The sequence below is a fragment of the Streptomyces sp. NPDC001157 genome, from assembly GCF_053598255.1.
Genome location: NZ_JBSFJW010000012.1, coordinates 223,374 through 235,419, shown reverse-complemented (window position 1 = coordinate 235,419; position 12,046 = coordinate 223,374). Strand labels below are relative to the sequence as shown.

Genomic DNA, 12,046 nt, shown 5'->3' with positions numbered 1-12,046 from the left:
TCGCCGTCGTACTCGATGGTGACCTGCGTCTTGCCGTCCGGGCGCAGGTAGGGGATGGTGCCGTTCTTGCGCACGTCGGACAGCCGCTTCGACAGGCGGTGCGCCAGGAAGATCGGCAGCGGCATCAGGGTCGGCGTCTCGTCGGTCGCGTAACCGAACATCAGGCCCTGGTCGCCGGCGCCCTGGCGGTCCAGCTCGTCCTCGTCGCCCTCGACCCGGGACTCGTACGCCGTGTCGACACCCTGCGCGATGTCCGGGGACTGCGCGCCGATGGACACCGAGACGCCGCAGGAGGCGCCGTCGAAGCCCTTCTTCGAGGAGTCGTAGCCGATCTCGAGGATCTTGTTGCGGACGAGGGTCGCGATGTCCGCGTAGGTCTTGGTGGTGACTTCACCGGCGACATGCACCAGGCCGGTGGTGATCAGCGTCTCGACGGCGACCCGGGAGGTCGGGTCCTCGCGCAGGAGCGCGTCGAGAATGGTGTCGCTGATCTGGTCAGCGATCTTGTCGGGGTGACCCTCGGTCACGGACTCCGAGGTGAACAGGCGACGGGACACAACGCTCCCTGGGGTTGCAGCGGCTGCTGGCTGATCATTGGCGGACGGCCCGGAGGCTGCGCCCGTGGTCGTCCGAGAACAGTTTATCGGTCGTGCTCGGCCACCGACCCCCTGTCTCGCCCCTCGGGAGTGCTGTGACCTGCGGCACGGGCATTCTGCCCAATTCCGAGCGGTCTTGGCCAGCGTTGCCACGCTCCTGTCACAGAGGTCGCAGAGGTTTGAGGGGACCGAGAAGCGAATGAAACATTCAGCTGAGCCGCTCCGCCACCAGGTCCCAGACAGTTTCGGCCAGATGTTCCTTCGGCCCGCGGTGTACGGGGGTCTCGCTGCCGTCGGCGCCCAGCACCACCGCCTCGTTCTCCTCCGAGCCGAAGGTCTTGCGCTCCCCCACCTCGTTCACCACGAGGAGGTCACAGCCCTTGCGCTCCAGCTTGGTACGGCCGTTGGCCAGGACGTCGTCGGTCTCGGCGGCGAAGCCGACGATCACCTGGCCGGGGCGGGCGCGGTCCGCCGAGATCTCCGCGAGGATGTCCGGATTCCGCACCAGCACGATGGGGTCCGGGTCCTGGCCGTCCTTCTTCTTGATCTTCCCGGCCGCATAGGTCTCCGGCCGGAAGTCCGCGACCGCTGCGGCCATGACGACGGCGTCCGCGTCCGGCGTCGCCTTCAGCACCGCCTCGCGCAGCTGCACGGCCGTGCCCACCTGGACGACGTCCACGCCCGCCGGGTCCGGCAGGCCGGTGTTCGCGGCGATGAGCGTGACGCGGGCACCGCGCGCGGCAGCGGTGCGGGCGAGGGCGTAGCCCTGCTTGCCGGAGGAGCGGTTGCCGAGGAAGCGCACCGGGTCGAGGGGTTCGCGGGTGCCGCCGGCGCTGACGACGACATGCCGGCCCTTGAGGTCGGGCTCGGTGACGCCTCTGGACAGCACGCGGCGGCAGATCGCGTAGATCTCCGTCGGATCGGGCAGACGGCCCTTGCCGGTGTCGACGCCGGTGAGACGGCCCACGGCCGGTTCGATGACGACGGCGCCACGGCGGCGCAGCGTCGCCACGTTCTCCTGGGTGGCCGGGTGTTCCCACATCTCGGTGTGCATGGCGGGTGCGAAGACGACCGGACAGCGGGCGGTCAGGAGCGTGTTCGTGAGCAGGTCGTCGGCCAGGCCGTGGGCGGCTTTCGCGAGGATGTCCGCAGTCGCCGGGGCGACGACGACCAGGTCGGCGTGCTGCCCGATGCGGACGTGCGGGACCTCGTGGACGCCGTCCCAGACCTCGGTGGAGACGGGATTTCCGGAGAGGGCGGACCAGGTGGCGGCGCCGACGAAGTGCAGCGCGGAGGCGGTGGGCACCACGCGTACGTCATGACCGGACTCGGTCAGCCTGCGCAGCAGCTCACAGGCCTTGTAGGCGGCGATGCCACCACTGACCCCCAGCACGACCTTCGGCTTGTCCACCGTCTCTCCCCGGCTCGGCAACGTACGAGTCCATCAACGACTCCATCACACACCACAGGCCCGACAGTCGCGCTGTCGGGCCTGTGGAAAAGCCAACTGCAATACGAAAGTACTACTGCGCCGGACCCTCGATGGCCTCGGACGTCAGCAGACCGGCGTTGATCTCGCGCAGGGCGATCGAGAGCGGCTTCTCGTGGACGTGGGTGTCGACGAGCGGACCGACGTACTCGAGGAGGCCCTCGCCGAGCTGCGAGTAGTACGCGTTGATCTGGCGGGCACGCTTGGCCGCGTAGATCACGAGGCTGTACTTCGAGTCGGTGGCCTCGAGGAGCTCGTCGATCGGCGGGTTGATGATGCCCTCGGGCGCGGAGATGGAAGAGGACACGCTCTACCTTCCGATGGATGGGAAAAGATCGGTCGTGATCACATCACTCGTGATCACAGGACATCCATCAAGGCTAGCAGCTCGCGAGCCACGTCCTCGACGGAGGTGTTGACCAAGGTCATGTCGAACTCCGGCTCGGCCGCCAGTTCGATCCTGGCCGCGTCGAGACGGCGCTCGATCACCTCGGGCGGCTCGGTCCCCCGGCCGGTGAGTCTGCGCACGAGCTCCTCCCAGGAGGGCGGAGCCAGGAACACCAGCCGGCCGTCCGGCATGGTCTCGCGGACCTGCCGGGCGCCCTGGAGGTCGATCTCCAGCAGGACCGGCACGCCGTCCTCCAGGTGCTCCAGCACGGCCGCACGCGGCGTGCCGTAGCGGTTTCCGGCGAACTCGGCCCACTCCAGCAGCTCACCGTTGGCGATCAGCTTGTCCATCTCGTCGTCGGTGACGAAGAAGTAGTGGACTCCGTGCTTCTCGCCGGGGCGGGGCTTGCGGGTCGTCGCCGACACCGAGAGCCAGACCTCGGGGTGTTCCTTGCGCATATGAGCGACGACCGTGCTCTTGCCGACCCCGGAGGGGCCGGAGAGCACGGTCAGCCGCGGACGTACGTCCGGGGGCTCGGGGGTCGTCCCCCGGAATGTTGCAGCCATGCAGCGATTATTCCAGCAATCCCGGAGTGCCCGGGACCCCCGGTCCGCAGTGGCCGGCCGGACTCAGGAGCCGGTGCTGCCGAACTCACGCTCCAGGGAAGCGATCTGGTTGGAACCGAGACCGCGCACACGGCGGCTCTCGGAGATGCCCAGACGCTCCATGATCTGCTTGGCGCGGACCTTGCCCACGCCCGGCAGGGACTCGAGCAGGGCGGAGACCTTCATCTTGCCGATGACGTCGTTCTCCTGGCCCTGCTTGATGACCTCGTGCAGGGAGGCGCCGGAGTGCTTGAGTCGATTCTTGACCTCGGCCCGCTCCCGGCGAGCCGCGGCGGCCTTTTCGAGCGCGGCTGCGCGCTGTTCAGGGGTAAGGGGCGGAAGAGCCACGCCTACGTCACCTCGGATGTCGAACTGTCGGATACGGACCGGTGAGGAACCTAGTCGCCCCACACCTGGGGAGCCACGAGCAACACGCTTGCCCGTTGACTCTCGTCGGAGACTAGCGGGCGAGCGCGCCAGAGTCAGCGAGAACAGCGGAAAAGTCCTGGTCAGCCTCTGTCAGGCCGGACATTTAGGACATAATGCCCCGGATTTGAGGATGTATTCAGACTCAAGCGGGCCTGGAAGCACCCGACGACCACTCATCGGAGGACTCCAGCGAGCGCCTTGAACTGTCGCGACGACCGTCGCGAAAGCCTCATACGGCTCCCACGGCGGCCCTGATCTCCTCCGCGAAGCGCTCGGCGGCCGCGCGCAGAGCCCGGGCGTCGGGACCGTGCCGCAGCACCCCCCGGCTGACGTTCGGCACGACGTTGCGCACCGCGGCTCCGAAGACGGTGGGAAGGTCGGCCGCGGTGGCGCCCTGGGCGCCGATGCCGGGCGCCAGGAGCGGCCCGTTGATGTCCAGGTCGTACGACGACAGGTCGCCCAGCGTGGCGCCGACGACGGCCCCGAAGGAACCCAGGGGCTCCTCCCCGGCGTTCTCGGCGGCGAGGTGCGCCAGCATCGTCGCCCCGATGTTCCGTCCGTCCGTGCGCACCGCATGCTGCACCTCACCGCCCTCCGGGTTGGAGGTCAGCGCGAGCACGAACAGGCCGGTGCCGCTCTCGCGGGCGAGCGCGACGGCCGGGGAGAGCGAGCCGTAGCCGAGATAGGGCGAGACGGTGAGCGCGTCCGAGAAGAGGGGGGAGTCCTTGTGCAGGAAGGTCTCGGCGTACGCGGCCATGGTCGAGCCGATGTCGCCTCGCTTGGCGTCCATCACGACCAGCGCACCGGCCGCCCGCGCCTCCGCCACCGACTTCTCCAGGACGGCGATGCCGCGCGAGCCGAAGCGCTCGAAGAACGCACTCTGCGGCTTCAGGACGGCGACCCGGTCCGCCGTCGCCTCGACGACCGTGCGGCTGAACCGCTCCAGACCGGCGACGTCGTCGTTCAGGCCCCACTCGGCCAGCAGGGACGCGTGCGGGTCGATGCCGACGCACAGCGCCCCGCGCTCGGCCATGGCGCGGCGAAGCCGTGCGCCGAAGGGTTCGAGGACAGTCATCCGTTCTTCCTTACGTCGGCGCCGACCGCGTCGGCGAGGGTGGCGTACGGGCTCGTACGCAGGCGGGCGGCGAGCCCCTTGTGGATGGCGCGCCCCCAGAAGGGACCCTCATAGATGAAGGCGCTGTAGCCCTGGACCAGCGTGGCGCCGGCGAGGATGCGCTGCCAGGCGTCCTCGGCGTTCTCGATGCCGCCGACGCCCACCAGGGTGATGCGGTCGCCCACGCGCGCGTAGAGGCGCCGCAGCACCTCCAGGGAGCGGGCCTTGAGGGGCGCGCCGGACAGACCGCCGGTCTCCTTCACGAGGGAGGGTTCGGACTTCAGACCGAGTCCCTCGCGCGCGATGGTGGTGTTCGTGGCGATGATCCCGTCCAGGCCGAGCTCGACGGCCAGGTCGGCCACGGCGTCGACGTCCTCGTCGGCGAGGTCCGGCGCGATCTTCACGAGCAGCGGGACGCGGCGCGAGGTCACCGTGTGGTCGGCGGCCTCGCGGACGGCGCTCAGGAGCGGTCGCAGCGCCTCCGTCGCCTGCAGGTTGCGCAGGCCGGGCGTGTTCGGGGAGGAGACGTTCACGACCAGGTAGTCGGCATACGGGGCGAGCCGCTCGGTCGACTTCACGTAGTCGCCGACGGCCTCGGCCTCGGGCACGATCTTGGTCTTGCCGATGTTGACGCCCACGACGGTCCTGAAGACCGGCTCGCGAGAGGCCAGACGGGCCGCAACGGCCAGCGAGCCCTCGTTGTTGAAGCCCATGCGGTTGATCAGCGCACGGTCCTTCACGAGGCGGAACAGCCGCTTCCTGGGGTTGCCCGGCTGCGCCTCACCGGTCACCGTGCCGATCTCGACGTGGTCGAAGCCGAGCATCGACATGCCGTCGATGGCGACGGCGTTCTTGTCGAAGCCGGCGGCCAGTCCGAAGGGCCCGTGCATGCGCAGCCCGAAGGCCTCCGTGCGCAGCTCCTCGTAACGGGGCGCGAGGGCGGCGGCGACGAAGGTGCGCAGCACGGGGATGCGGGCGGCGAGGCGGATCCAGCGGAAGGCCAGATGGTGGGCCTTCTCGGCGTCCATGCGTTTGAAGACGAGACTGAAAAAGATCTTGTACATGGTGTCCTCATGAAGAGGGGGACACCGTTTCCGGTGTCCCCCTCAGGGCTGCTAGTCGCGGGCCGCGGTCAGGTGTTCCGCGTGTTCCTGGAGCGAACGGACGCCCACGTCACCGTGGTTGAGGGCGTCGATGCCCTGGACGGCTGCGGCGAGCGCCTGGACCGTCGTCAGGCACGGGACCGACCGTGCCACGGCCGCCGTACGGATCTCGTAGCCGTCGAGGCGGCCGCCGGTGCCGTACGGGGTGTTGACGATGAGGTCGACCTCGCCGTCGTGGATGTGCTGGACGATGGTCTTCTCGCCGTTCGGGCCGGTGCCCTCGGACTGCTTGCGCACGACGGTGGCGTTGATGCCGTTGCGCTTGAGGACCTCGGCGGTGCCGGAGGTGGCGAGCAGCTCGAAGCCGTGGGCGACCAGTTCGCGCGCCGGGAAGATCATCGAGCGCTTGTCGCGGTTGGCGACCGAGATGAACGCGCGGCCCTTGGTGGGCAGCGGCCCGTAGGCGCCCGCCTGCGACTTGGCATAGGCCGTGCCGAAGACGGAGTCGATGCCCATGACCTCGCCGGTGGAGCGCATCTCCGGGCCGAGCACGGTGTCGACGCCGCGGCCGTGGATGTCCCGGAAGCGGGACCACGGCATGACGGCCTCCTTGACGGAGATCGGCGCGTCGAGCGGGAGCTCGCCGCCGTCGCCGTTCGCCGGGAGCAGGCCTTCGGCGCGCAGTTCGGCGATGGTCGCGCCCAGGGAGATCCGGGCGGCGGCCTTCGCCAGCGGCACCGCGGTCGCCTTCGAGGTGAAGGGGACGGTGCGGGACGCGCGCGGGTTGGCTTCGAGGACGTAGAGGATGTCGCCGGCCATGGCGAACTGGATGTTGATCAGGCCACGGACGCCGACACCCTTGGCGATGGCCTCCGTCGAGGCCCGCAGGCGCTTGATGTCGAAGCCGCCCAGCGTGATCGGCGGCAGGGCGCACGCCGAGTCGCCGGAGTGGATGCCGGCCTCCTCGATGTGCTCCATGACGCCGCCGAGGTAGAGCTCCTGGCCGTCGTAGAGCGCGTCGACGTCGATCTCGATGGCGTCGTCGAGGAAGCGGTCGACGAGGACCGGCCGGGAGGGGCTGATCTCGGTCGACTCGGCGATGTAGGACGACAGCCGGGTCTCGTCGTAGACGATCTCCATGCCGCGTCCGCCGAGGACGTACGAGGGCCGTACGAGGACCGGGTAGCCGATCTCGTCGGCGATGGCCTTGGCCTCGGCGAAGGTCGTGGCCGTGCCGTGCTTGGGGGCGGGCAGGCCCGCCTCGGCGAGCACGCGCCCGAAGGCACCGCGGTCCTCGGCGGCGTGGATGGCCTCCGGCGAGGTGCCCACGATCGGCACGCCGTTGTCCTTCAGCGCCTGCGAGAGGCCCAGCGGGGTCTGGCCGCCCAGCTGGACCACCACACCGGCCACCGGGCCCGCCTGCTGCTCGGCGTGGACGATCTCCAGCACGTCTTCCAGCGTCAGCGGCTCGAAGTACAGGCGGTCGGAGGTGTCGTAGTCCGTGGAGACGGTCTCCGGGTTGCAGTTGACCATCACCGTCTCGTAGCCCGCGTCGCTCAGTGCGAAGGAGGCGTGGACGCAGGAGTAGTCGAACTCGATGCCCTGGCCGATGCGGTTGGGGCCGGAGCCCAGGATGATGACCGCGGGCTTCTCGCGCTGCGCGACCTCGGTCTCCTCGTCGTAGGACGAGTAGAAGTACGGCGTCTTGGCGGCGAACTCGGCGGCGCAGGTGTCGACCGTCTTGTAGACCGGGCGGACGCCCAGCGCGTGCCGGACCTCGCGCACGACGTCCTCGCGCAGGCCGCGGATCTCAGCGATCTGCTGGTCGGAGAAGCCGTGCCGCTTGGCCTCGGCCAGCAGCTCGCGGGTCAGCTCGGGAGCCTCGGCGAGCTCGTCGGCGATCTCCTTGATGAGGAAGAGCTGGTCGACGAACCAGGGGTCGATCTTCGTGTACTCGAAGACCTCCTCCTGCGTGGCTCCGGCACGGATGGCCTGCATGACGGTGTTGATGCGGCCGTCGGTCGGGCGGACGGCCTCTTCGAGGAGCTGCGCCTTGTCGCCGGGCTCGCCGACGAAGGTGAACTGGCTGCCCTTCTTCTCCAGCGAGCGCAGCGCCTTCTGGAAGGCCTCGGTGAAGTTGCGGCCGATGGCCATGGCCTCGCCGACCGACTTCATGGTGGTGGTCAGCGTGGAGTCGGCGCTCGGGAACTTCTCGAAGGCGAACCGCGGGGCCTTGACGACCACGTAGTCGAGCGTCGGCTCGAAGGAGGCCGGGGTCTCCTGGGTGATGTCGTTCGGGATCTCGTCGAGGGTGTAGCCGACGGCGAGCTTGGCGGCGATCTTGGCGATCGGGAAGCCGGTCGCCTTGGAGGCGAGGGCCGAGGACCGCGACACGCGCGGGTTCATCTCGATGACGATCACGCGACCGTCCTCGGGGTTCACCGCGAACTGGATGTTGCAGCCGCCGGTGTCGACGCCGACCTCGCGGATGACGGCGATGCCGATGTCACGGAGGATCTGGTACTCGCGGTCGGTCAGCGTCATCGCGGGCGCGACGGTGATCGAGTCGCCGGTGTGCACGCCCATGGGGTCGAAGTTCTCGATGGAGCAGACGACCACGACGTTGTCGTGCTTGTCGCGCATCAGCTCCAGCTCGTACTCCTTCCAGCCGAGGATGGACTCCTCCAGGAGCACCTCGGTGGTCGGTGAGAGCGTGAGGCCCTGGCCGGCGATGCGGCGCAGCTCCTCCTCGTCGTGCGCGAAGCCGGACCCGGCGCCGCCCATGGTGAAGGACGGGCGGACGACGACCGGGTAGCCGCCGAGCGTCTCGACGCCCTTGAGGACGTCGTCCATGGAGTGGCAGATGACCGAGCGGGCGGACTCGCCGTGGCCGATCTTGCCGCGGACGGCCTCGACGACCTCCTTGAACAGGTCGCGGTCCTCGCCCTTGTTGATGGCCTCGACGTTGGCGCCGATCAGCTCGACGCCGTACTTGTCGAGGGTGCCCGCCTCGTGCAGCGAGATGGCCGTGTTGAGCGCCGTCTGGCCGCCCAGGGTGGGCAGGAGCACGTCCGGGCGCTCCTTGGCGATGATCTTCTCGACGAACTCCGGGGTGATCGGCTCGACGTACGTGGCGTCGGCGATCTCCGGATCGGTCATGATCGTCGCCGGGTTCGAGTTGACGAGGATGACCCGCAGTCCTTCGGCGCGCAGGATGCGGCACGCCTGGGTACCGGAGTAGTCGAACTCGGCGGCCTGGCCGATGACGATCGGGCCGGAGCCGATGACCAGGACGGACTGGATATCGGTGCGCTTAGGCACGCTGGCCCTCCAACTGGACGGTGGTCATCAGAGACGTGAAGCGGTCGAACAGGTAGGCGGCGTCGTGCGGGCCCGCTGCCGCTTCGGGGTGGTACTGGACGCTGAAGGCGGGCTGGTCGAGGAGCTGCAGACCCTCCACCACGTTGTCGTTGAGGCAGACGTGGGAGACCTCGGCGCGGCCGTAGGGGGTGTCGGAGACCTTGTCGAGCGGGGCGTCCACGGCGAAGCCGTGGTTGTGCGCGGTGACCTCGACCTTGCCGGTCGTGCGGTCCTGCACCGGCTGGTTGATGCCGCGGTGGCCGTACTTGAGCTTGTAGGTGCCGAACCCGAGGGCGCGGCCCAGGATCTGGTTGCCGAAGCAGATGCCGAAGAGCGGGGTCCTGCGCTCCAGCACGCCCTGCATGACGGAGACGGCGTGGTCGGCGGTGGCCGGGTCGCCGGGCCCGTTGGAGAAGAAGACACCGTCGGGGTCGACGGCGTACACGTCCTCGACGGTCGCCGTGGCGGGCAGCACGTGCACCTCGATGCCGCGCTCGGCCATGCGGTGCGGGGTCATGCCCTTGATCCCGAGGTCGATGGCGGCGACGGTGAACTTCTTCGCTCCGATCGCCGGGACGACGTACGCCTCCTTGGTGGCGACCTCGGCGGAGAGGTCGGCCCCCTTCATCTCGGGCGCCTGGCGGACCTCGGCGAGCATCGTGCCCTCGTCGGGCAGCGCGTTGCCGGAGAAGATGCCGACGCGCATCGCGCCGCGCTCGCGCAGATGGCGCGTGAGCGCGCGCGTGTCGATGCCGGAGATCCCGACGACGCCCTGGTGGCGCAGCTCGTCGTCGAGCGAGCGGCGGGAGCGCCAGTTGGACGGCACGCGCGCGGGGTCGCGCACCACGTATCCGGCGACCCAGATCCGCTTGCTCTCCGGGTCCTCGTCGTTGACGCCGGTGTTGCCGACGTGCGGGGCTGTCATCACGACGACCTGGCGGTGGTACGAGGGGTCGGTCAGGGTCTCCTGGTAGCCGGTCATGCCGGTCGAGAAGACCGCCTCGCCGAAGGTCACCCCCACGGCCCCGTAGGCGCGACCGCGGAAGATCCGGCCGTCCTCCAGGACGAGTACGGCGGGAACCTTGGCGGCTCCCCTGGTGGAGGTTGTCATCGTGCGCCTTCCATCTTGTTGATCATGTGGTTCAGGGTTTCGACCCACTCGGTGTGCTCAGCGGCACGGTCGGAGCGGAACCCGGAGTCGATCAGCCGCTCACCGTGCGCCCAGGTCACCACGAGCAGCCCGCCCTCGGTGAGGACCTTGCCGGCGATGCCCTTGTCGAGCCGGGCCTCGCGCAGCTGCGCGGCCGGGACGAAGAAATCGCTCGCACCGGGGCGTACGACGTCCAGTCCCGCGTCCGTCAGGGTGAGCTCGACCCGGCTGCGGGTTCCGAGGCCGTGCGCCACGATGCGGTCCAGCCACTGCCCGGCGGTGGTGGAGCCGTGATAGCGGCCGCTCATCGACAACACAGTCAGTCTCGCCTCGCCCGGCTCGTCCGGCGCGCTGGGCAGCTCCGGCAGGTCGCCCTGGAGCGTGCCGCGCCACTTCCAGCCCTCGCGCATCAGCCAGTAGACGAGCGCGATGAAGAGAGCTAGTCCGACGAGCCAGCCGGCACGGGCGGCCCAGTCGGTGACCTCGGCCGACTTCTTCTCGGCTGCGAGCAGGATTACAGGTGTCACGTGAGCTTCCCGTCGACGAGCGTGGCCTTGCCCCGGAGCCACGTGTGCGTGACACGGCCCGGCAGCTCACGCCCCTCGTACGGAGTGTTGCGGCTGCGCGAGGCGAAGCCCGCGGGGTCCACGGACCCACGGTATTCCGTGTCGACGAGCGTGAGGTTGGCGGGCTCACCAGCCGAGACGGGACGCCCGTGCCCCTTCGCCTGCCCGATCTCGGCGGGCCTGAAGGACATGCGCTCGGCGACCCCGGCCCAGTCGATCAGCCCGGTGTCCACCATCGTCTCCTGCACCACTGACAACGCGGTCTCCAGGCCGACCATCCCCATGGCGGCCGCGGCCCACTCGCAGTCCTTGTCCTCGTGCGGGTGCGGGGCGTGGTCGGTGGCGACGATGTCGATCGTGCCGTCGGCGAGCGCCTCGCGCAGGGCCATCACGTCCCGCTCGGTCCGCAGCGGCGGGTTCACCTTGTAGACCGGGTTGTACGTCCGCACCAGCTCGTCGGTGAGGAGCAGGTGGTGCGGGGTGACCTCGGCGGTGACGTCGATGCCGCGGGACTTGGCCCAGCGCACGATCTCGACGGACCCCGCGGTCGACAGATGGCAGATGTGGACGCGGGAGCCGACGTGCTCGGCGAGCAGGACATCCCGGGCGATGATCGATTCTTCGGCCACCGCGGGCCAGCCGCCGAGCCCCAGCTCGGCGGAGACGATGCCCTCGTTCATCTGGGCGCCCTCGGTCAGCCGGGGCTCCTGCGCGTGCTGGGCGACGACCCCGCCGAAGGCCTTCACGTACTCCAGCGCCCGCCGCATGATCACGGCGTCGTCGACGCACTTGCCGTCGTCGGAGAAGACGGTGACACCGGCTGCCGACTCGTGCATGGCGCCCAGCTCGGCGAGCTTCTTGCCCTCCAGGCCGACGGTGACGGCGCCGATGGGCTGCACATCGCAGTAGCCGTGCTCCTGGCCCAGCCGGTAGACCTGCTCGACGACGCCGGCGGTGTCGGCGACCGGGAAGGTGTTGGCCATGGCGAAGACGGCGGTGTAGCCACCGGAGGCGGCCGCGCGCGTGCCGGTCAGCACGGTCTCGGAGTCCTCGCGCCCCGGCTCGCGCAGGTGGGTGTGCAGGTCGACGAGCCCCGGCAGCAGCACCTTGCCGGCCGCCTCGACGACCTCGGCGCCCTCGTCACTCAGTCCGACACCCACCTCGGCGATGGTCTGGCCGTCGATCAGCACGTCCTGCGGCTCGCCGCCGAGCACCTTCGCACCACGGATCAGGATCTTGCTCATGA

Annotated in this window: 11 protein-coding genes; all 11 read right to left on the bottom strand. The window is 69.5% G+C overall.

What is annotated here, in order from left to right; all coding sequences use genetic code 11:
• The coding region (locus ACWDAG_RS23160; RefSeq protein ID WP_450697438.1) for an S-adenosylmethionine synthetase N-terminal domain-containing protein at positions 1-557 on the bottom strand (557 nt) is incomplete at its 3' end.
• Between the two features lie 247 nt (positions 558-804).
• Positions 805-2,007 (bottom strand): bifunctional phosphopantothenoylcysteine decarboxylase/phosphopantothenate--cysteine ligase CoaBC, encoded by a 1,203-nt coding sequence (gene coaBC / locus ACWDAG_RS23155; RefSeq protein WP_450697437.1) that lies wholly within the window; start codon positions 2,005-2,007, stop codon positions 805-807.
• A gap of 112 nt (positions 2,008-2,119) precedes the next feature.
• Positions 2,120-2,392 carry a DNA-directed RNA polymerase subunit omega gene (rpoZ, locus tag ACWDAG_RS23150; RefSeq protein WP_003977348.1) on the bottom strand — a complete coding sequence of 91 codons (273 nt, stop codon included), beginning with the start codon at positions 2,390-2,392 and terminating at the stop codon, positions 2,120-2,122.
• Positions 2,393-2,445: 53 nt separating this feature from the next.
• Positions 2,446-3,039 (bottom strand): guanylate kinase, encoded by a 594-nt coding sequence (gene gmk / locus ACWDAG_RS23145; protein WP_099927440.1) that lies wholly within the window; start codon positions 3,037-3,039, stop codon positions 2,446-2,448.
• 63 nt (positions 3,040-3,102) lie between these two features.
• The gene (locus ACWDAG_RS23140; protein WP_003977346.1) at positions 3,103-3,426 is read right to left on the bottom strand and encodes an integration host factor; all 324 of its coding nucleotides are present in this window, start codon (positions 3,424-3,426) and stop codon (positions 3,103-3,105) included.
• Between the two features lie 310 nt (positions 3,427-3,736).
• Positions 3,737-4,582 (bottom strand): orotidine-5'-phosphate decarboxylase, encoded by an 846-nt coding sequence (gene pyrF, locus ACWDAG_RS23135; protein ID WP_450697436.1) that lies wholly within the window; start codon positions 4,580-4,582, stop codon positions 3,737-3,739.
• On the bottom strand, positions 4,579-5,685 hold the full coding sequence (locus ACWDAG_RS23130) for a quinone-dependent dihydroorotate dehydrogenase (protein ID WP_450697435.1): 1,107 nt from the start codon (positions 5,683-5,685) through the stop codon (positions 4,579-4,581). The genes pyrF and ACWDAG_RS23130 overlap by 4 nt, the downstream gene beginning before the upstream one ends.
• A gap of 51 nt (positions 5,686-5,736) precedes the next feature.
• A complete protein-coding gene (gene carB, locus ACWDAG_RS23125) occupies positions 5,737-9,045 on the bottom strand; it encodes a carbamoyl-phosphate synthase large subunit (RefSeq protein ID WP_450697434.1) in 3,309 nt (1,102 codons plus the stop codon).
• Positions 9,038-10,195, bottom strand: coding sequence for a glutamine-hydrolyzing carbamoyl-phosphate synthase small subunit (gene carA / locus ACWDAG_RS23120; protein WP_450697433.1), 1,158 nt, complete (start codon positions 10,193-10,195; stop codon positions 9,038-9,040). The genes carB and carA overlap by 8 nt, the downstream gene beginning before the upstream one ends.
• On the bottom strand, positions 10,192-10,761 hold the full coding sequence (locus ACWDAG_RS23115; protein ID WP_450697432.1) for a PH-like domain-containing protein: 570 nt from the start codon (positions 10,759-10,761) through the stop codon (positions 10,192-10,194). The genes carA and ACWDAG_RS23115 overlap by 4 nt, the downstream gene beginning before the upstream one ends.
• Positions 10,758-12,044: a dihydroorotase gene (locus ACWDAG_RS23110; protein ID WP_450697431.1), complete on the bottom strand. Its 1,287-nt coding sequence runs from the start codon at positions 12,042-12,044 to the stop codon at positions 10,758-10,760. The genes ACWDAG_RS23115 and ACWDAG_RS23110 overlap by 4 nt, the downstream gene beginning before the upstream one ends.
• Between the last annotated feature and the right edge of the window lie 2 nt (positions 12,045-12,046).